This is a genomic window from Streptomyces sp. NPDC051041, assembly GCF_044456065.1.
GTDB classification, from domain to species: Bacteria; Actinomycetota; Actinomycetes; order Streptomycetales; family Streptomycetaceae; genus Streptomyces; species Streptomyces glaucus.
The window spans coordinates 49,914-69,335 of record NZ_JBITFM010000016.1 but is presented as its reverse complement, the minus strand read 5'-3'; the positions used below and the strand labels follow the sequence as shown (position 1 = coordinate 69,335).

Here is a 19,422-nt window from a genome sequence, read left to right as displayed (position 1 = left end):
GGGCGATCGCCACCGAGTCCACCGCGTCGGTGTGGCCGGTGAGGGTGGCGGTGCAGGTTCCGGTGGCCCGGTCCCAGATCCGCACGGTCTTGTCGTAGCCGGCGGTGGCGAGCCAGGTGCCGTCCGGGGCGATCGCCACCGACTCCACCGCGTCGGTGTGGCCGGTGAGGGTGGCGGTGCAGGTTCCGGTGGCCCGGTCCCAGATCCGCACGGTCTTGTCCCCGCTAGCGGTGGCGAGCCAGGTGCCGTCCGGGGCGATCGCCATCAACTCCACCAAGCCGTTATGGCCGGAGTATGAGGAAGCGTGAGCAGCGGACGTACGGTCCCAGATCCGCACGGTCTTGTCGTGGCCGGCGGTGGCGAGCCAGGTGCCGTCCGGGGCGATCGCCACCGACTCCACCGAGTAGGTGTGGCCGGTGAGGGTGGCGGTGCAGGTTCCGGTGGCCCGGTCCCAGATCCGCACGGTCTCGTCGTAGCCGGCGGTGGCGAGCCAGGTGCCGTCCGGGGCGATCGCCACCAACTCCACCGCGTCGGTGTGGCCGGTGAGGGTGGCGGTGCAGGCTCCGGTGGCCCAGTCCCAGATCCGCACGGTCTTGTCCCCGCTAGCGGTGGCGAGCCAGGTGCCGTCCGGGGCGATCGCCACCGACCGTACCCAGGAGGTGTGGCCGGTGAGGGTGGCGGTGCAGGCTCCGGTGGCCCGGTCCCAGATCCGCACGGTCTCGTCGTGGCCGGCGGTGGCGAGCCGGGTGCCGTCCGGGGCGATCGCCACCGACCGTACCCAGGAGGTGTGGCCGAGGGTGCGGTGCAGTGCGGGGGAGGGGGCGTCGGGCAGGGGCCATTGGTTGGTGAGGCAGGGGCGTTGGGCTGGGTCATGCTGGCGTGCAGTGATCTGGGGCTGCCAGTGCGGGTGTGGGGTGAGGCGGGTGTGCAGGACGCCGGTGAGTGCGTGGGGCGGGTCGGTGGGGGTGAGGAGGTGGGCGGTCTGGGCGAGGCTGTGGGCCAGGGTGCGGGCGTGGGGGGTGTCGATGCGGGTGAGGTCCGTCCAGGGGGCGGTCGGCCCGCGCTGGGCGAGGCGGGTCTCCACCCATCGCAGGTCGCCCGCCACGGCCTCGGCCGCGACGGTCCGCCCGGCCGCGAGTAAATGCTCGATGAGGTGGTCGAGGACGTAGCCATCCTGCAACTGCCACCAGGCGCGTTCGGGGTCAGGTGTGGTGGGGGCGAGAGGCTGCGCCGGGGGCAGGGTGGCGGCGATAGTGTCGATCAGAAGGCCGTTGAGGTGCGCCAGGCCCGCAGTGCCGAAACTGCTGCGCAGGTAGTCGCGGATGACGTCGTGGAGGCTGATTGTGCCGCCCTTGCGCGGGTCGAGGGTCAGGAGCGACAGGCGTTCCAGGTTCCGGCACAGGGTGCGAGTCTGGTCCTCGGTCAGCTGGCCGCTTGCCTGCCATAGGAGGGCGATGACGGGGATGGGGATGGATTCGTCCGCGGCGAAGATGCCGAGTTCGGTGAAGCGGTCGGGGCCGCCGGGCGGCAGCAGGGTGGTTGCGGCTTCGATGGAGGTCTTGACGGCCTGGTTGCGCAGGCGTGGGTCGTCCAGATTCCAGGTGGCGGCGGGATCGTCCACGGCAGCGGGCCCGTCGCCGCGTAGCCGCTGAAGGAGCTGCTCGGCGGTGGCGGTGGGGTCGGCGCCGGCGGCGCACTGTTCGGAGATCAGGCGGTTGGTCAGGCGCAGCAGCAGGGCCCACCGGCCGGTGGCCTCCAGCAGGGCGTCCACCAAGGGCTCGGGCAGTGGTGGCAGGTTCCAGGTCAGTACGGCCTTGGCCTGGTCGCGGGACATCTGATCGACGGGGATACGCTGCGCGCCGGGTGGCAGCAGGTCCGGGTTGCGGGTGGTGACCAGCCGTACGCAGCGGCGGCCCCCCGCCAGGAAGGGGTCGAGCTGCTCGGCTTCCCACACGTCGTCCAGGACGAGCAGGGTGCGGGGGCGCTTGTCGAGGAGCCGGCCCAGATGGGCGCCGGCCAGAGCGGGGTCGTCGAACTCGGTGGTGTCGCCGGTGATGAACCGGGTGACCTCGACGACCTTGGCCGCCACAGCCGCACGTCCGCGGACGTCCCGTCCGATGGTGACGGTATAGATCCGGGGCCGGAGGGGGAACATGCGGGACCGGAAACGCCACCGCACGCGTCGGCGGGCGCACACGGCGGTGGCCAGCGTGGTCTTGCCGAATCCTCCCGCTCCCCACAGGGAGGTGGTGATGCCCACGGCGCGGCCGCCACGGCACACCGCAGCCGCTGCGGCGCGGGTCTGGGCCCGATCGACGAACCAGTCCGGGACGGCCACGGGCGGGGGTGGTGGGGGATCGTTCAGGACCGCTGGGGGACGCAATTGCAGCCACGCCGCCACACCGCCTGCCACGATCGCCAGCGGCCCGAAGATGCTGAGCGACCACCACGGGTGCTGCCGGAGCTCATCCAGCAGCCAGGGCCAGCGAGAAGTCTCCGTGGCGGCGTTCCCCGCCAGGGCAAGCACGATCGCCAGCCCAATCCCCAGGCTGGCGAGCGCCACGACTCCCGCCACCCACACACGCACCCGCACACGCCCACCCCCGGCGCCCGATCTCTCTGAGCTAGACCCTAGCGACCAGCTGCCCGCACCATGAACGGAACGCCACAAGGCCGCATGGGCGCTTCTCATCGCCCTGTCCCATCGGACAAGCCGAGGACAGAACGATGAGAAAAGGGCAACTCAAATGCGGCCCTACAAGCCGGTCAGGGGCGGGTGGCGCCGTAGTAGTCGGCTTCGGGCATGGCGGAGGTCAGGGGGACAAGTTCGACGGTTTTGCCGGTGCGGGGGGCGTGGAGGACGTTTCCGTCTCCGGCGTAGATGGCGACGTGGTAGATGGCTCCGGAGCCGCCGTGGCTCCAAAACAGCAGGTCGCCGACCTTGAGGTTCTGGCGGGAGACGGGGCGGTCGGAGGTGGCGCCGTACTGCGCGGCCGCGGTGCGCGGCAGCTTGACGTCGGGCCAGTAGGCGTACTGGACCAGTGAGGAGCAGTCGAAGCCGACGGTGGAGGAGGCGGCGCACTTGCCGTTGAGGTAGCCGTTGCGTCCGTCGCAGAAGCCGGTGGAGGGGCCGTTCGGTCCGCCTCCGCCGTAGGAGTAGGGGGTGCCCATGCGGTTGGCGGCCTTGCGCAGGGCGTCCGCGCCGGATCCGGAACCGGTGACGTCGAGCAGGCCCGGGCCCTGGAACCGGGTCATGGTGGACAGGATGATCTTCACGTAGTTCTGGGTCTCCGCGTAGGGCGGGATGCCCCGGTAGGTCTCGACCGCGCCCCATCCGGCGTTGTAGCCGGCCAGGGCGAGCGCGCGTGCGTCCCCGCCGTAGCCGGACTTCTTGGCCTGCTTGATCAGGGAGCACATCATGCGGCCCTGCGCGATGACGGCGTCGCCGATGTCCCACGGGCTGGCCTCGCCGTCGCCGTCGGCGTCCCGGCCCCAGGTGGCCCAGGTGCCGGGCATGAACTGGGCCGGTCCCTGGGCACCGGCGTGGGAGGCGGCTTTGGTCTGGAACCGGCTCTCCTGGTAGAGCTGGGCCGCCAGCAGAGCCGGGGTGAGTTCGGGCTCCATGCACTCCTCGGCGGCCTTGAAGATCCAGGGGCGGAATTCGGCGGGCACGCCCTGCAGTCCGCCGCCTCCGTCGGAGACCTCGATGGCCTCGGCGTCCGCGTCGGCGAGCACCATCGCCATCAGGCCGATGACCGCCAGCACGAACATGGCGATGACCGCGGCGGTGGCCCGGATGAGCACCTTCACGTGCTGTCCCCCCGTGAACGTTTCCTTCTTCGCCGGCGTGCCTGGGCTGCGACCTTCTGCCGCACCAGATCACGGGACGCCTGGTGGGCGCGCGTCCATTGCGCGAGGGTGAGGCGGTAGGCGGCAGCCCAGTCCAGGGGCGAGCGCACCCCGGTCACGCCGCGCTCGACCTGGGAGACCATCTGCCGGACGACACCGATCCGGGCGGCCATCTCCGCCTGGGTGAGTCCCAGGCGGCACCGGACGTCGCGCAGGGTCAGGCCGGTCCTGGAAGGGATCAGTTTGCGCGGCGGAACGCCGAGGGCCCGTGCGATGGCCTGGGCGACGCGGGGGCGCGGCTGGTGGGTGCCGGACTCGGCGGAGCGCACGGTGTTGGGGCTGACTCCTGCGGCGGCGGCGAGGTCTTCGACGCTGAGACGCGCCTGGAGGCGCAGGGCCCGGGCCCGCGCACCGTCGTACGGCGACACCTGTGATCCGACCTCCGGTGACGCAGAAAACGCTACTCATGATTGCCAGCGGGACACGCTAGCCTCAGTAGTCGCACAAGCCCAAGGTCACGGGCGGCAAATGCGGCAAAATTAGGGGGAGTTGTGGCGTGATCGTTCAGCCGGAGAGGCCAATTCCGCATACCGGTGCAGCGGGTGGGCTCCGGTACGCGCTGATTCCCGTCCACGGCTATGGCATTGCAGTGGCGACGGTTGCCCGGATGCTCGATCCGGACGGGGCGGGCGCGGCCCGCATGCTGCACCCCCAGGAGCCGATCCCGTACGGGGCGCTGCCGGTGCTGCTGGCGGAGACCACGGTGTACGGGGCGGTGTGCGTGGAGCACATGCTGCGCAGCTGGACGACCGCTCTGCCGCGCCCGTGGCTGGTGCTGGTCGCCGACGCCCCCGTGCGCCCGGTTCCGGCCGCACGCTACCGCTTCCGGGCGCTGCAGGCGCGGCTGGCCGGGACGGCGACGGTGCCTTACCTGCCGGTGCTGCGCACGGTCGAGAGCGCCGACCAGGCGCTGGAGCACAAGGACGTTCAGGCCGCCGCGGTGAGGCTGCGGCGGCAGATGGGAGGGAAGTGACCATGTACCTGGCCTCGGAGTTGGTGACGCTGGCCGGCATCATCCCCGGCGCGGAGCCCACGAAGATTCCCGGGATGGAGGGCCCCGTCAGCGAGCTGTTCGGCTACGGTCTGTGGCTTTTGGTCCTTGCGGGTGCCGGGGGTGTGGGCTTCGGCGTCTACAAGCTGGCCGTCGCGGACAAGTCCCGCCACGGCGGCGGGAGCGAGCCGTTCAAGTGGATGGGAGCCGGTGCGGCAGCCGTCATCCTGGCCGGTTCGCTCATCACGATCCTCAACGGCATTGCGGGCTAGGCGGCGGCGATGTCACGCACCAGGGGGACGTGGAACACCAAGGGGACGTGGGTCGCGGGCGGGCTGCTTGTGGCCGTGCTCGCGCTGACGGGCTATGTGGCGCTCAGCGGGGACGAGAGCGAACCGCAGGCGGGCAAGGGCGGTGCGAGCCCGAGTTCCTCCAGCTCCGCCAGCGCCGCCCCGACGTACGCCGCGCCGGAGGACTGGACCGAGCCGGAGCGCTGGGTGGCGTTGCCCGCCGGGTCCCGAACGGACGAGCACGGCAGCGAGGTGGGCTTCCCGCACACCACCGAGGGCGCCGTGGCGATGATGGCGGCCGCCAACTCCACGAGCATCGAGGCGGACCGCAGCGCGGTCGACGAGCAGCTGCGCATCTACCACTCCTACATGGTCAAGGCCGACAAGAGCGACGACAACGCCGAGCAGATCGAGCTGACGGCCATCGACACCGACAAATGGCTGCACGAGCAGATGGGCGTCAAGGCCGACGGGCCGCTGCCGTCGGGCGCGTACATGCGCAGCACCGTGATCGGCTACAAGATCGTCAAGGAATCGGAGAACGAGGTCAGCGCGTGGCTGCTGGCCAGTTCAGCGACGAAGGCCGGGGAGACGAAGAAGGAGTCCATCGAGTACCTGCGTATCTTCAACGCCGTGGTGTGGGAGGACGGCGACTGGAAGCTGTCCGGCGCGGCCACCCAGCGCGTCCTGCAGGACGCGCAGAAGGACAAGCCGAAGATCGTGGCCCCCGGTGACGCCGCCTTCAACGAAGCCGGGTGGACAGCCATCCGGGAGGCGTCGTGATCAAGCGCCGACTGGCAGCCCTGCTGCTGGCGCTCGTCGCGGTGCTCGGGGTGTCGGTATCCGCACCGCAGCCTGCCCGGGCGGACGGGCCGATCAGCAATGTGATCGAGGGCGGCTGCCGTGCGGTCACCGGTCCGTTGCTCGGCATCGTCACCGGTGGCGGGCAGGTTCCGGGACAGCCGGGCAGCATCACCGGCTCCAACCTCTGCGACGCCGTCGGCAAGGCCGGCGAGAAGGCCATGAAGAAGGCCTGGAAAAACGTCTGGGACTCCGTCCTGGGTGACGTCATCAGGGCTGCTCAGGACGTCACGAAGTGGGTCATCAAGAAGGTTCTGACGGTGGCCCTGCTGGGGCCGTCGCTGGACCTGGAGGCGACCGGCCTGTTCGGCAAGGACGCCACCTTGGCAGGCATGCTGACCTGGCTCGGGCTGGTGATCGCCGCCTTCGGGGCGATGTGGCAGATCGGCAAGATGGCCGTCACCGGGCAGAGCAAGCACATCGGCCGGGCGATGCTCGGATGGGTCGAGAACACCATCCTGTCCGCCGTCGGCGTGGGACTGATCGCCCTTTTGGTCTCCGCCGGAGACGCCCTGAGCACGGGGCTGGTTAACGCCGTCTTCGAGGACGACGGCCGGGCCTACGAGAGGATCACGGCTGTGATGGTCCCCGTCGGGGTCCACAACCCGATCACCATGCTGTGCATCGTCGCCGTGCTGCTGCTGATCGGCTTCATCCAGCTGGTCATGGTGTTCCTGCGGCAGTCGGCCATCCCCATCCAGTGCCTGCTGCTGCCCGTGGCCGGCGGCGGCCGGGTCGGCGGCGATGTCACCCGCCAGTGGGCACCCCGCCTGATCACATCGATCTGCGTCGTGATCGCCTACAAGCCCATCCTCGCGGTCATCATCTGCACCGGGTTCGCGGAGTTCGGCCACGCCAAGACCCTCGCCGAGTGGCTGCGCGGCTGCGCCACGCTGGTCCTGGCGATCCTCGCGCCGGGCCCCCTGGCCAAGCTGTTCGCCCCCTTCGGGGAGGCCGTGGGAGGGGGCCTTGCCGCCGGCGGTGCGAGCGGGGCCGTGGGCGCGCTGGCCGGGTATCTCGGCAAGGGCGCCAAGGGCGGCGACGGTGGCGACGGCCGTGATGGCGGCGGTGCGCGCCCGGCCACCCCGATGGAGCACGCGCAGTACGTGGAGCAGTCCATGGGCCGCCAGAGCGGCCAGAGCGGCGGCAGCGGGAGCAGGGCGGGCGGTGACGCCCAGCTCCAGGCGGCGCGCAACGACGCCAACCGGCGGATGCCCGGGCAGGCCGCTCCCGGCGAGGGCGCGGCCGCAGGCGCCAAAGCGGGCGCGGCGGGAACCGGAACATCCGGCACCCAGACCGCCGGCGCGGCCGCCGGGACGGCCGGGGCCGCGGCGAGCGGGGCAGGCGCGGCCGCCGCCGGCGCCGGAATCGCCATCCAGGTCCTGGACGGCGTCAACAACGCCGTCCAGGGCGCGAGCGGACAGATCGGAAACGGGGGCAACACGCAGTGACCACCCAGCATGAGGTGCCCCGGACCCTGATGGTCGACGGGTTCCGCACCCGCCAGTCCTTCGGGTTCGCAGGCCTGTCCACGACGGCCACGATGGTGGCGGCCGGGGTCCTGGTGGCGGAGGGCATCATCGCCACCCAGGCGCCCGTCTCCCTGCTGGTCACCCTGCCGCTGACGTTCGTGGTGTTCGCCCTGGCCGCCGCCCGCCGCCACGGCATGTCCGCGCTGGCCTACTACTGGGCCAAGCTGTCGTGGCGGCGGGCGGCGAAGTTCGAGGCAACCGCCTACCGGCGGGTGCTGCTGCCGCACCCGTACGCGCTGGACCTGCCGGGTGTGGGCGCCTCCTCCACCCTGATCAAGGCGCACGACCCGACCACCGGCAAGAGCGTCGGGGTCGTCCACGACCGGCGGTCGGGCTACATGACCGTCACCACGCTGCTGGCTCCCGGCGGCAGCCTGATGGCGCCCACCGGCACCGTGCAGTCCAGCCTGCGCACCTGGTCGAGCGTGCTGGACGCGATGAGCACGGACGAGCAGATCAAGGGGGCCAGCGTCACCATCCAGATCACTCCTGGAGCGGGGGAGGCGCTCGGCGACGACGTGCGCAGCCGCAAGGACCCGGGGGCGCCGCGGCTGGCCACACAGATCATCGACGAGCTGGTGCGGACCACCCCGCACGCCACCGCCAGCGTGGCGCCGTGGATGAGCGTCACTGTGGACCCCAACGCCGCCGCCAGCCCCCCGCAGGACCTGGCCGAGCAGGTCGCCGAGGCGCTGAGGGTGGTCGACTCGATCGACCTGTCCGGCACCGGCACCGACATCGAGCGCCGCGCCACCGACGTCGACCTGCGCCGCCTGGTCAGGAGCGCCTACGACCCGGACGTGTTCAACGCCCGTGACGCGGACTTCGAGGCACTGTCGTGGGCCGAGTGCGGGCCGCAGGCCGCCGACGACGGCTGGGAGGAATACTTCCACGACGGCGGGGTGTCGATGAGCTGGGTGCTGCGGGAGATGCCGCGCCGCCCCATCGCCTACAGCGTGCTGCTGCCCCTGCTGGCCCCCGGCCGGTTCCAGCGGCGCGTCACCCTCGCCTACCGGGTCCTCGACCCGCACGAGGGCGAGGCGGTGCTGGAGCGCGAGATCAGCCACGCCTACAACCGCGCGCAGGCCACCGCCGAGGTCAAGGGCCGCGCCAAGTGGTCGCAGCGGGCCGACGCCGAGCGCGCCGAGAAGGCCGCCGCCCAGGTCGCCGGAGGCTCCCAGGTCGTGGACTGGACGCTGATGGTGACCGTCACCGCCCGCAGCGCCGAGGACCTGCCCGCCGCCCGCCAGGAGCTGGAGCGTGCGGTGAAGGCCACGCGCGGCATCCGCATGCGCCCCGCCTACGGCGCCCAGGCCGCCGTCTTCGCGGCCGGGCTGCCGCTGGGCTACAACCCGCTGGTGAAGGACTGACGATGGCACGCAAGCCCAGACTGCCGGCGGTGACCACGCCCAAGCGGCTGACGCCGGTGGCCAAGCAGGCCCCGAGCCGCGAGCAGCGGCGGGCCGAGAAGAAGCTGAGGAACCGGTTCGCCCCCCGGCTGGGCTGGGGTGGCCGGTTCGGCGGCCGGGTCCCGGTCGAGGACGCCGGCACCGTCTACACCGGCCCGTCCGTGCAGGCAGGCGGCATCTACCCGTTCCTGCTCGGCTCCGGCCTGCCGCCGCGCGGGGTGCCGGTCGGCCGCGACGTGCTCACCGGCGAGCTGGTGTGCATCGACCCCTCCGGCTGGACCGGCCGGTTGACGACCAACCCGGGCGTGTGGGTCATGTCCCAGCCCGGCGCGGGCAAGTCCGCCCTGGTCAAGCGCATGTGCATGGTCTACTCGGCGTACGGGTTCATGACCGTGGTGCCCGGCGATGTCAAGGGCGAGTACACCCCGCTGATCACCGGACTCGGCGGCTCCGTGGTGCGCATCGGCGACGGCATCGGCCGTATCAACCCGCTCGACTCCGGCCCGCTCAAGGGCCGGGTGCAGTCCCTGCCCGCCGACCGCCGCGACGCGCTGCTGGACGTCCTCAACGCCCGCCGCCTGGAAACCCTGGTGGCGCTGCTGTCCACCAAGCACGGCCTGGGCCGCAGCCCCAACGAGATCGAACGCTCCGCGCTCGACACCGCCGTCCAGGTCGCCTCCGCCGCCCAGGAAGCGGGCAGCGACCCCATCGTCAAGGACGTCACCGACGTGCTGCGGGCCGCGCCGGAGGCACTGCGCACCAAGCTGGCCGCCCAGGGCGAGACGTACCAGAACCTCACCCGCAGCGTGATCGCCGGACTCGACAACCTCATCGGCGGCCCGCTCAAAGGCCTGTTCGACGGCCCGACCACCACCCCGCTGGACATCGACGCGCCCGCGGTCTCCGTGGACATCTCCGCCCTGCGGGCCCGCGGCAACGACGTCGTCTCCGCGGGGATGATCGCGACCTGGGCCTACACCTACTCCAGCATCGACTCCGCCCGCAGCATCGGGCTGATGGACCGCAAGCTGGTGCTGCCCATGGACGAGATGTGGCGGGCCCTGCGCTCCGGCCCGGGCCTGGTCGACGCCATGGACGCCATCAGCCGCCTCAACCGCACGACGGACGACGTGACGATCTACGTGACGCACAGCCTCCAGGACGTCGAGGCCCTGCCGACCGAGATGGACCGGGCCAAAGCGCGCGGCCTGATGGACCGCTGCGACACCTGGGTGCTCGGCGCCAGCACCGAGGAAGAACTCCAGCGCGTCACCGGCAAACGCTCGCTGACCGAGCAGGAAATCATGATGATCAGCTCCTGGGCGTCGGCCACGTCGACCGGCCTGGACATCGACCCCACCTACGGCGACGAGGACGACGCCCGGGCCGCGGAGGAGGAGACCGTCCGGCACCCGGGCCGCGGCAAGTACCTGATCAAGCTGGGCACGCGGCCGGGCATCGCGGCCGCGCTCGAACTGACCGCGGCCGAACAGCGGCTCTACAAGACGGACAACAACCGGCGCCGGGTGACAACGACGGGGGGCGAAAACCGATGATGACCGAGTCCGACCGCGCATGGGCCTTCGGCGGCATCCTGTTCGGCGGAGCGGTCACCCTCTCCGCCGCCACCTGGGCCGGGGCCGCCGCCGGCGCGGCGCTCACCGGCGACGACGTCGCCCCCGCCTCCCCGCTGACCGTCTACCGCATGGCCACCGACTGGTCCGGGGTGTGGGCGCACTCCCAGACCGCGTCCGCGATCGGCGCCGCCCTGGCCGACATCGCCGTCGTCGCCCTCATCGTGTGGGGGCTGCGGGTGGCCTTCCGCTGGTTCCGCAACCCCTCCTCCCTGGCCACGCTGCACCAGGTGCGCGAGCTGACACCCAAGCCCGCCGCGCGCACCGCCACCCGCCTGCGGGCGAGCCTCCACGGCGTCAAGCCCAAGGACGTCCCGGCCCACGACCGCGGCGTGCTGCTGGGCGACCACCTGCCGTCCGGGGTGGAGCTGCGCGGCAGCGACGAGGACACCTACGCCGCCATCATGGCGCCCCGCGCCGGCAAGTCCACGTCACTGGCCATCCCGGTGGCCGAAGAGGCCCCGGGCGCCTTGCTGATGACGTCCAACAAGTCCGACGTCTACGCCGCCACCCTCGCCTCCCGCTCGCGCATCGGCCACGCCTGGATCCTCGACACCCAGGGCGTCGCCCAGGCCGAGCGCGAGATGTGGTGGGACATGATCGCCCAGGCGGAGACGCTGGAAGGAGCCGAGCGCCTCGCCAGCCACTTCGTCACCCAGATCACCAGCGAGCAGGCCGACCCGTTCTGGTCCCAGGCCGCGGGCGACCTGCTGGTCGGCCTGTTCCGGGCCGCCTGGCACGACGGCGGCACCGTCCGCGACGTCATGAAGTGGCTCGCCGACCCGCGCGAGAAGGCGCCCATGCGCATCCTCTACCAGCACGAGCCGGTGCTCGCCGAGCAGGTGGAATCCTCGGTGAACATCGCCGAGGAGACCCAGTCGGGCATCTACCAGAACGCCCGCACCGCGGTGTCCGCGCTGCGGGATGAGAAGGTGCTCGCGTGGGTCACTCCGGACAAGCGCCACCCGCGATTCGACCCCGAGCACTTCGCCACCAGCCGCGACACCCTGTACCTGCTGAGCAAGAAAGGCGGGCCGGCCTCCGCCGTGGTCGCCGCGCTCGCCGACGCCGTCTTCACCGCCGGCGCCGAGGCGGGGGAGCGGCACGGCGGCCGCCTGCCCGAGCCGATGCGCGCCGTCCTGGACGAGGCCGCCAACATCTGCCGCATCGCCGACCTGCCCGACCTGTACTCCCATCTCGGCTCCCGGGGCATCACCCCGTTCGTCATCCTGCAGTCCTACCGCCAGGGCGTGAAGGCCTGGGGCGAGGTCGGCATGGACGCCCTGTGGTCGGCCGCCACCAAGAAGCTCATCGGTGTCGGCCTGGACGACTGGAACTTCGCCCAGGGCGTGTCCACCCTCATCGGCGCCCACTACGTCGACCGCGGCTCGTACTCCAAGTCCAAGGAGGGCTACTCCTACAGCGTCGGCGAGCAGCGCGAGCAGGTCCTGGACCCCGGCGAGATCCGCGCCATGCGCAAGGGCACCGCGCTGCTGCTGTCCACCGGCATGCCGGTCGCCCAGATCGCGCTGCGGCCCTGGTACGCGGAGAAGGCCATGGCCCACATCGGCGAGCAGATGAAACAGGAGGAGCAGGCCATCACCAAGCGCGCGGTCGCCGCGTACGAGGAGCGGAAGGCGGCGCGCAGTGACCGATGAACCCGACGACGTCCCGCAGCTGGACGTGCCGGTCGGCATGTTCGAGGACATCGAAGACCTCAAGGCCCAGCTCGCGCGCCTGACAGCCCTGGTCAAACAGCTCGCCGGGGGCGAGGACGGTGAGCCGGGCGGGCCCCCCGCCGACGAGGAGGAGACGGCCGGCGGGCAGACCGCCGAGGACGAAGAGGAGTGGCAGTACCCGCCGTTCATCCTGCTGCTCGATCCGCCGCAGTACGACGACGAGCTGCGAGCCCTGATCGAGTGGGTCGAGGGAGTACTCGTGCCCGGTTACCTCGCCGAGCCCAGCGCCGAAGCCCGCTGGTGCCACCTGTGGTTCGAGCACCCGGTCGCCGTCGCCCGCCTCCACGCCTGCTGGCTCGCCTGGCAGGAACTCACGGACCCCGCCACCTGCGGATACACCGGGCCGAGCGTCTGGCACCGCGACCATCTCGACCCGTGCCTGCGCGAGCTACGTGCCTCCAACGGGCCCTTCAGCGGCTGCACCAAGGGCGAGCACCAGGTCGGACACCGCCTGCCCGGCTTGGTTCCCAGCGCCTGGAGACAGGAGGACTGACGTGCTCTTTCGATGGTGACCGCCCTGTCAGGCCGGTGCAAGCTCGTGGAGATCAGCGGGGCGAAGGCACAGTTCCCCTTTCAGTCCGCCGAGGTGTTCCACGCACTGGCGCAGCTGGGAATGGCGTGCCTTGACGCTACCGAGCGCGTGTACGGGGTGGACAGGAGACCGCCTGTCGCGCGCGTCGCCGCACTCCTGCTCTACCTTGGGAGCATTTCCGACGTCAAGATCATTCGGACTAGTGCCAGCGACGGTACATCCAGCTACGTACACCTTGAGCACGACACGGTGTCGGGGCCTACACAGACTGACATCGCCGACTCTCTCGGCATCAGCAGGGCGTCGGTGGAGAAGGCCCTCGCTGTTCTGCGGGACCGGGGAGTGCTACACAAGGCCGAGCCGGATCAATCCCGGAGGAATCGCCGCTATAAGATCAAGGACCGTGCCAGGTTGGCGTTCATCGCGCACACCGGGCAGGTTTGAAAGAGAAGGCCCGCACCTCCCTGGTGCGGGCCTTCGGCGGCGTCGATCTATCTGCTGCGCCCGCGGCGCTGTTCGGGTCTGGGCGGCTCATGCCCGCCAGGCCGACGCTCGTCCGACGGTGACGTGCTGCCGGGAGCAGGCGGCCGCCGTCCGGTGGTGGTGCTGCGTGACCGGGCCGCCGAGGAAGACGGGCGGACCGGTCCGAGCCGGCGGCTGGCGGCGGGCGTGAGCAGCGGCCGCGCCTGCTGCTCGATTGCCGCGAGCCGACGTGGCCACTCGCCGCCCAGGTCGCGGCTGGCCTCACGGAGCCGGAGTTGCGTGGCCACGAATCCGTCGCTCTCGGCTTCGGACCAGGGCCGGGTGCGTTCAGTCTCCAGGCTCTGCCGCAGAGCCGCCGGGCTGGCCCAGCTGCCCGCGTCGGTCAGGATGTTGCTGTAGCGGGGCTTGGACTCGCCACGGCGGTACACGCTCGCCAGGTCGACCAGCGTGTTGGTGTCGACGCGGTCAGCCAGCTCCAGGATGCCGCGGTAGGACTCGTCAGCGTTGGCCTGCACGGTGAGCCGTCCCTGGCCTCGGTCGGCGAGCTGCTCGAAGTACCGGGCGACGATGCCCTGGTTGCTCATCGCCTGCGGGACGCCCATGAACAGACCCTCGATCCGCGCTCCGGCGGCCCGGTAGGCGCGCATCTTCTGCTCGACGGCCTCGGCGTTCTGGGAGGTCTCCTGGATGATGGCGTGCAGGCCGTGGTCGCGGACGTACTGCTCGGCCTGCGCCATCCAGGCCCGCCCGTCGGCGCGTGTGTAGGCAGCCATCAGGGTGTCGTCCTGCGCCATCAGTGCCGCATACGCAGGGTGGTAGGGCTTGTAGAGGTCACTGTCGACGTCCACGAAGCCGCCGTGCCGGTTGAGCTGCGCGGCCACCATCTCGGTCACCCGGCTCTTGCCGGCGCCGGGCTGACCGACCAGGAAGACCACCGTGGGGGTCTCCTGCGACGCCCGGCCTTCCAGAAGGTCGGGAACGATCCGCTCGCGGAAGATCCGCCGGTTCTCCTCCTCCGGCAGCCGGTACCGCTCGACTTCCGCCGGATCTATCACGCCAGGCCTGCCAGAACCTCGCGGGCCATCTGGGCGTAACGCGTCCGGGCCGCCGCGATCTGCTCGGCGTCGGACGAACGCAGCCCTTCGCGCTCCCGCGCCAGTCGACCCTGCTCGGCACGGGCGTTCGCGATGACGACCGGGTCCGGTTCGGTCTTGGCCTCCTCGGCGGCGATGACGGCGCTGTAGGCGCCCACCGCCCCGTTGATTGCCTCGATCGCGGCCTCGTACGCGGCCGTCTTCTCGTTGGACCACTCGTGCGTGTCCAGCTGATCGGTGATGGAGATGCCGTTCGGCATAACGTCCCCCTGTCTCTTCGCGATGATCATTGTCTGTCGGCTCGCTGCCACAGACCAGGTCGATTTCAAGCGAGCCTGGCGTCCGGGCCAGCCGCCGCTTGGGAAGACGCGGGCGGCAGCCGTACAGGTCAGGCGGCTTCGCCTGCCGGGGCCGCCGTCGGTGACTGGCCGGGGTCAGTGCTGGTTCTCGTCGCGCACCTGTGCGGCCTCTGTGCGGAGCTGCGCGGCAAGGGCGCGAGCCTCTTCGGCCTGTTGGGCGGCTTCGGGGCGGCCGTCTTCGACGGCGATGCGGTCGAGCAGTGCGGCCTTGCGCTCGGTCAGGCTGGCGCGGGCCTCCGGGTCCGGCGGGGTGCGCACGTCGCTGTAGAGGTGCTTGAGGGCGTCGAGTACCTGGACCATCTCCTCCGCCGTACTCAGGGCGGGCAAGTGGCCAGTGACCGGGTGTTCCGTCTCCCGGTGTGCCGGGATGTGCTCGCGCACCCACGTGTCGAGAGCCTGTCCGGCAGTGGTGGGTGCGTACGCGGCCTCATGGAGGCGTAGGCCGCGCACGGCAGCGCCGGGCGGGGCGGGGTAGTGCGGCTCCTGGAGGGCGAGCTGCCACTCCGCAATGGCGTCCTTGTACTTCTCGTGTGCGGACTGCTTCCTCATGTCGAGCTGCTCGCCGATGGTCTCCCAGCTCGTGTGCTTCTGGCGCTCGTAGATCACGGCGCGAACCAGTACCTCCCGGGCCTGGCGCACCAGGTCGAGCGCGTCACCAACGGTTTCACCGGGCCGGGCCCACATGTCGTTCGTCGTGGGGACGCCGGCGGCGGCGCGCTCAGCGAGCTCGCGCAGCTCAGCGGAGAGGGCGAGGCGGGCCAGAGCGGTACGGCTGTAGGCGTAACGGTCGCTGTCGGGATCGTGCTCAACACCCGTCATGTTCGTCAGGGTACACCTGACGCAGGAATTCGTCAGGGGCTGCCTGACTAGAGGCCGGTCTTCAGAACCGCGCCAGGACTGCCTGCAGGACGCTGGGCACATCGGTCAGGTCCACCAAGAGTGCGGCGAGGGAGCCGAGCGCGAGTACGGCCAGAGCCCGGGTGCCGACCTGAAGGACGCGGCGGACGTCGCCGACGGATGCACGGTGCAGGCCGTAGGCGGCCAGGCTCCACAGGAGCACGACGGCGAGCACGGCGAAGTGGAGCGGGGTCATGGGCGCGGGTCCGTTCTTTGACGCCGGGCAGCAGTCCCCGGTCTTCACCCCTTCGCCCTTTTCGGGGCCCGCAGGACAGTACGGCCCACCCGTGATATAGGTCACACCTTCTGGTGTCCAATGAACAAGGGGGGAGCCGGAAACGGTCGAAGGCGGTCTTGCCTGTGTGGGCGGGACCGCCTTCGAGGGAGCGGAGCGTCAGGAGGTCGGTGGGGCAGCCTTCGCGTAGGCGGCATCGACATCCACTCCGGTCCCGGCGAATCTCAGGGAGGGAAGTCATGACGGCACCTCGGCGGCGAGGCTGCGGTCGGTCCATGCAGGACGATCAGCGACCCAGAACGTCTGCAGGACGGCGTCTCCGTCGACGCGAGAGGCTTGGGTCATGGATGCAGGATGGGCTGCCGTCATCGCGGGTGCGTCAGGAGCGGGTGGGGCAGCGCTGGCCGCGTGGGCAACCGGACGCGCCATGATCCGCCAGACCCGCGCGCAGGCTGAACAGAGCTTCGAGCAGTGGCTCCGGGAACGCCGGCAAGAGGCGTACGCCGCCCTGCTCAGCGCGTGCGATGCCGTGCACGACGCCCTGAACACTGTCATCGGCCACACCCTGACGACCGACCGTCCGCCGCTCGACGAACGGCGGCAGGTCTGGCGGCTCGTCAACCAAGGACTGAAGAGTGTCGACCGGGCCGCACGCACGGCCGCGGTCGTGGGCCCCGCGGACGTCACCGAGAAGGCAGCCGCCATGCAGGAAGCCCTGTACGGCGTCGTACATGTCTGGAGACAGGTACCGGAACCTCCGGCCGACCAGCGAGTCGTCCAGCACGCGGACGCGAACCGGGCGTGGGAAGAGGCCGCGGCACTGTACGTGGCCACCGTGCAACAGGTCACTCAGACGTTCAGGGCTGACTGACCGGTGGCCATTCATTGTGTCGACGCAACGCGGCGCCTCGCCCGCCGGTTACTCGTTGGGTCGACACAACGCCCCTGGGGCGTTCCAATTCAAAAAGGAGGCGGAAACGGTCCCTCGCACCTGCTGCAACCACTGATCGTGCAGCCGTGTCTCCATCGGCATGACACTCAACCGGCGGCCGAGATCACCTTCGGATGATCGAGAGCTTCGACTGTGGAGGGTCGGCCGGGCCCTAGCCGTCACCTTCCTCGTTGCGGTCCTGGCCGCAGGCGGCGTCTTCTACGGCCTGGTGTACCTGCTGGATTTCCAGGAGATCGACACCACCGCGAAGCTCGACGCCAAGACGCTCTTCGACATGGTGAAGCTCTCCTTCGGCGTGGTCGCCGGGGCCGGTGCGCTCGTCGCCCTGGTCGTCGCCTACCGCCGCCAGCGTGTCGACGAGGCCGGCGCCCACCGCGAAGCCACCCGGCTCCACACCGAACGCTTCTCCCAGGCCGTCGAGCAACTCGGCTCGGACTCCCCGGCCGTCCAGCTCGGCGGCGTCCACGCCTTGGCCGGACTCGCCGATGACGCCCCCGACGACAGCCTGCGCCAGACCTGCATCGACGTCCTGTGCGCTTACCTCCAGCTCCCCTTCACCCCCGACCCCGGCGACGACCCCGCCCACCAGGAGGAGCGCCACCGCTACCTCGCCTTGCGCAAGGTCCGGCACACGATCCTGCGCCTCACCGGCGACCACTACCGCCGCCCCCAGGGAACCCGCCGCTCCTGGCAGGGCTGCAATCTAGACCTCACCGGCGTCACCATCGACGGCCGCATGGACTTCAACGGTGCGACGTTCTCCGGCGGTGGTGAGGTGTCCTTCGACGGTGCGACGTTCTCCGACGGTGGTGAGGTGTCCTTCAACGGCGCGACGTTCTCCGACGGCGGCTGGGTGTCCTTCCGCGGCGCAAGGTTCTCCGGCAGTGACGTGACCTTCAACCGCGCGAGGTTCTCCGGCGGCACGGTGACCTTCGACGCCGCGACCTTCTCCCGCGGCAGGGTGTTCTTCCGTCGTGCCACGTTCTCTGGCAGCAGGGTGTTCTTCGGCGGCGCGAGCTTCTCCGGCGGCGGGGTGTTCTTCGACGGCGCGACGTTCTCCGGCGGCACGGTGACCCTCCGCGAAGCAACGCGCTCCGACGGCGGGGTGTTCTTCCACGGTGCGACGTTCTCCGGCGGTAGGGTGGCCTTCGACGACGCGACGTTCTCCGGCGGCACAGTGTCCTTCCGCGACGCAACGGGTCCGGCCCCCAGTGGACTTCTCACTGGCGTCGGTACTCCTACTTCTGTGTCGATCATCCTTCCCTCGGCTTGGCTGGGTTCGAATCCGTAACGTCGAGGGGGCGGAAACGGTTGTTTCCGCCCCCCTCGGTCGTTCCAATGCGGAGAGGCTGGCAAAAGGGTGGAAACCCGGTTATCGCGGGCCTCTGGTCCAATGGGATCCGATCCGTATTTGCGCCTCCCCTTTTAGCCTCCTTACGGTGGTCGTGGATCACTGGAGCCGACCGGCGGGAGACCGGAAAACGTGACTGACCGTCTGTATCTGCGGCATTCCACCGACAAGCAGACAAACGCCCGCCAGCGGCACGCGCTCGCCGCGCTCCTCGCCGCCGGCGCCCCGGTCTACGAGGACCCGGCGACCTCCACCCGGGTCCTGTCCTTGGACCGGCCCGGCTTCAAGCAGCTGCTCGACGAGGCCGCCGTGGGCGACACGATCCGGATCGCCGACGCCGCACGGCTGTTCCGCTCCGTCGCCGACGTCCTCGCCCTGCGGCCCGTCCTCATCCGGCGGGGCCTGCACCTGCGGGTGGAGTCGGGCCTGCTCTCGGGCATCGACCTCGCGGCCGACGACTCCGGTACCAAGATGATCATCCAGGTGCTGGCCGCAGTGCTGGAGTTCCAAAGAGACCTGATCTCCGAGAACACCAAGGAAGGCGTCGCCAGTGCCGAAGCCGCGGGTAAGACGCTGGGACGTCCGCCCGCGCTGAACGCCGACCAGGTCGCCGAAGTGGTCAGGGCCTACCGGGAGGACGGTGTCGCCGTGAAGGCGCTCGCCCGGCGGTACGGCGTCGACCCCAGGACGATCCGCCGCGTGCTGGACTCGGCAGGTGCCCGTGACGTGCCCGACGACCTCGCGGAGCTGCTGGAGGAACCGGGCGGTGAGGAAAAGCCGGAGCCGGAGGCCCTCGCGGCCGCGGACCCGGTGGTGAGCATCGACGTGCCCGGCCTGCTCGCCGAACACCTGCGAGAGGCGGCCGACACCGCGGTCCGGGACGCGCTGCGCGCCGGCCGGACCATCCGGCGGGGCCAGGGCTACTCGCTGCGCGTGGGCGCACCGCTCAGTATCCACCAGGCGGCGCTGGAGGCGTGCGCCGCCCTCGCTGCCGACGGAGCCACACCGGCCGGACGGAAGGCCTACCGCGTGTACGCCGACCGAGTCGATGCCGCCCCAGCTGCTCGGGGGATGACGGCTGGAGCGGCATCGTCAGCGTAGGCGCTGACCGGCAGCACGAGGGCCCGGATCGCCGACGTCGGCGATCCGGGCCC

General features: G+C 70.8%; 19 protein-coding genes. 12 read left to right on the top strand and 7 right to left on the bottom strand.

Translation table 11 applies throughout. The features are described from left to right. From ACIBAI_RS22640 to ACIBAI_RS22630, 3 genes are all read right to left on the bottom strand, one after another. Positions 1-2,563 (bottom strand): NB-ARC domain-containing protein (locus ACIBAI_RS22640; RefSeq protein WP_399036834.1); only part of this gene is annotated, 2,563 nt, incomplete at its 3' end. A 203-nt stretch (positions 2,564-2,766) separates the two neighbouring features. Next, entirely contained in the window at positions 2,767-3,810 is a 1,044-nt protein-coding gene (locus ACIBAI_RS22635) for an NlpC/P60 family protein (RefSeq protein WP_399036831.1), read from the bottom strand. Continuing rightward, complete coding sequence (locus ACIBAI_RS22630) at positions 3,807-4,277, bottom strand: helix-turn-helix transcriptional regulator (RefSeq protein ID WP_399036829.1); 471 nt, start codon at positions 4,275-4,277, stop codon at positions 3,807-3,809. Before ACIBAI_RS22630 ends, ACIBAI_RS22635 begins: the two co-directional genes overlap by 4 nt. A 239-nt stretch (positions 4,278-4,516) precedes the next feature. Between ACIBAI_RS22630 and ACIBAI_RS22625 the strand changes: the two genes are divergently transcribed. From ACIBAI_RS22625 to ACIBAI_RS22585, 9 genes are read left to right on the top strand one after another with little or no spacing between them, the layout of a single operon-like run. Continuing rightward, positions 4,517-4,882 carry a hypothetical protein gene (locus ACIBAI_RS22625; RefSeq protein ID WP_399036826.1) on the top strand — a complete coding sequence of 122 codons (366 nt, stop codon included), beginning with the start codon at positions 4,517-4,519 and terminating at the stop codon, positions 4,880-4,882. A gap of 2 nt (positions 4,883-4,884) precedes the next feature. Beyond that, on the top strand, positions 4,885-5,172 hold the full coding sequence (locus ACIBAI_RS22620; RefSeq protein ID WP_399036926.1) for a hypothetical protein: 288 nt from the start codon (positions 4,885-4,887) through the stop codon (positions 5,170-5,172). A 9-nt stretch (positions 5,173-5,181) separates the two neighbouring features. Then, the gene (locus ACIBAI_RS22615) at positions 5,182-5,973 is read left to right on the top strand and encodes a hypothetical protein (RefSeq protein ID WP_399036824.1); all 792 of its coding nucleotides are present in this window, start codon (positions 5,182-5,184) and stop codon (positions 5,971-5,973) included. Next, a complete protein-coding gene (locus ACIBAI_RS22610) occupies positions 5,970-7,502 on the top strand; it encodes a hypothetical protein (RefSeq protein ID WP_399036822.1) in 1,533 nt (510 codons plus the stop codon). The genes ACIBAI_RS22615 and ACIBAI_RS22610 overlap by 4 nt, the downstream gene beginning before the upstream one ends. Further along, positions 7,499-8,953 carry an SCO6880 family protein gene (locus tag ACIBAI_RS22605; protein WP_399036820.1) on the top strand — a complete coding sequence of 485 codons (1,455 nt, stop codon included), beginning with the start codon at positions 7,499-7,501 and terminating at the stop codon, positions 8,951-8,953. The genes ACIBAI_RS22610 and ACIBAI_RS22605 overlap by 4 nt, the downstream gene beginning before the upstream one ends. Before the next feature lie 2 nt (positions 8,954-8,955). Beyond that, positions 8,956-10,548: an ATP-binding protein gene (locus ACIBAI_RS22600; RefSeq protein WP_399036818.1), complete on the top strand. Its 1,593-nt coding sequence runs from the start codon at positions 8,956-8,958 to the stop codon at positions 10,546-10,548. Continuing rightward, a complete protein-coding gene (locus ACIBAI_RS22595; protein WP_399036816.1) occupies positions 10,545-12,284 on the top strand; it encodes a type IV secretory system conjugative DNA transfer family protein in 1,740 nt (579 codons plus the stop codon). The genes ACIBAI_RS22600 and ACIBAI_RS22595 overlap by 4 nt, the downstream gene beginning before the upstream one ends. Then, positions 12,274-12,858 (top strand): DUF4913 domain-containing protein, encoded by a 585-nt coding sequence (locus ACIBAI_RS22590; protein WP_399036814.1) that lies wholly within the window; start codon positions 12,274-12,276, stop codon positions 12,856-12,858. The genes ACIBAI_RS22595 and ACIBAI_RS22590 overlap by 11 nt, the downstream gene beginning before the upstream one ends. 12 nt (positions 12,859-12,870) lie before the next feature. Then, positions 12,871-13,341, top strand: a complete 471-nt coding sequence (locus ACIBAI_RS22585; RefSeq protein ID WP_399036812.1) for a helix-turn-helix domain-containing protein — start codon at positions 12,871-12,873, stop codon at positions 13,339-13,341. Positions 13,342-13,388: 47 nt separating this feature from the next. Here ACIBAI_RS22585 and ACIBAI_RS22580 read toward each other — a convergent pair whose 3' ends face one another. The 4 genes from ACIBAI_RS22580 to ACIBAI_RS22565 form a co-directional block, all read right to left on the bottom strand. After that, positions 13,389-14,435 (bottom strand): zeta toxin family protein, encoded by a 1,047-nt coding sequence (locus tag ACIBAI_RS22580; protein WP_399036810.1) that lies wholly within the window; start codon positions 14,433-14,435, stop codon positions 13,389-13,391. Beyond that, positions 14,432-14,734: a hypothetical protein gene (locus ACIBAI_RS22575; protein WP_399036808.1), complete on the bottom strand. Its 303-nt coding sequence runs from the start codon at positions 14,732-14,734 to the stop codon at positions 14,432-14,434. Before ACIBAI_RS22575 ends, ACIBAI_RS22580 begins: the two co-directional genes overlap by 4 nt. 174 nt (positions 14,735-14,908) lie before the next feature. Continuing rightward, the gene (locus tag ACIBAI_RS22570; protein WP_399036806.1) at positions 14,909-15,652 is read right to left on the bottom strand and encodes a hypothetical protein; all 744 of its coding nucleotides are present in this window, start codon (positions 15,650-15,652) and stop codon (positions 14,909-14,911) included. Between the two features lie 61 nt (positions 15,653-15,713). Beyond that, the gene (locus ACIBAI_RS22565) at positions 15,714-15,926 is read right to left on the bottom strand and encodes a hypothetical protein (protein ID WP_399036804.1); all 213 of its coding nucleotides are present in this window, start codon (positions 15,924-15,926) and stop codon (positions 15,714-15,716) included. Positions 15,927-16,392: 466 nt separating this feature from the next. On the opposite strand from ACIBAI_RS22565, the gene ACIBAI_RS22560 reads away from it, so the two are divergent. From ACIBAI_RS22560 to ACIBAI_RS22550, 3 genes are all read left to right on the top strand, one after another. Next, positions 16,393-16,836: a hypothetical protein gene (locus ACIBAI_RS22560; protein ID WP_399036802.1), complete on the top strand. Its 444-nt coding sequence runs from the start codon at positions 16,393-16,395 to the stop codon at positions 16,834-16,836. 160 nt (positions 16,837-16,996) lie between these two features. Then, positions 16,997-18,208, top strand: a complete 1,212-nt coding sequence (locus ACIBAI_RS22555) for a pentapeptide repeat-containing protein (RefSeq protein ID WP_399036800.1) — start codon at positions 16,997-16,999, stop codon at positions 18,206-18,208. A 192-nt stretch (positions 18,209-18,400) separates the two neighbouring features. Next, positions 18,401-19,369 (top strand): recombinase family protein, encoded by a 969-nt coding sequence (locus tag ACIBAI_RS22550; RefSeq protein ID WP_399036798.1) that lies wholly within the window; start codon positions 18,401-18,403, stop codon positions 19,367-19,369. Positions 19,370-19,422 lie beyond the last annotated feature (53 nt).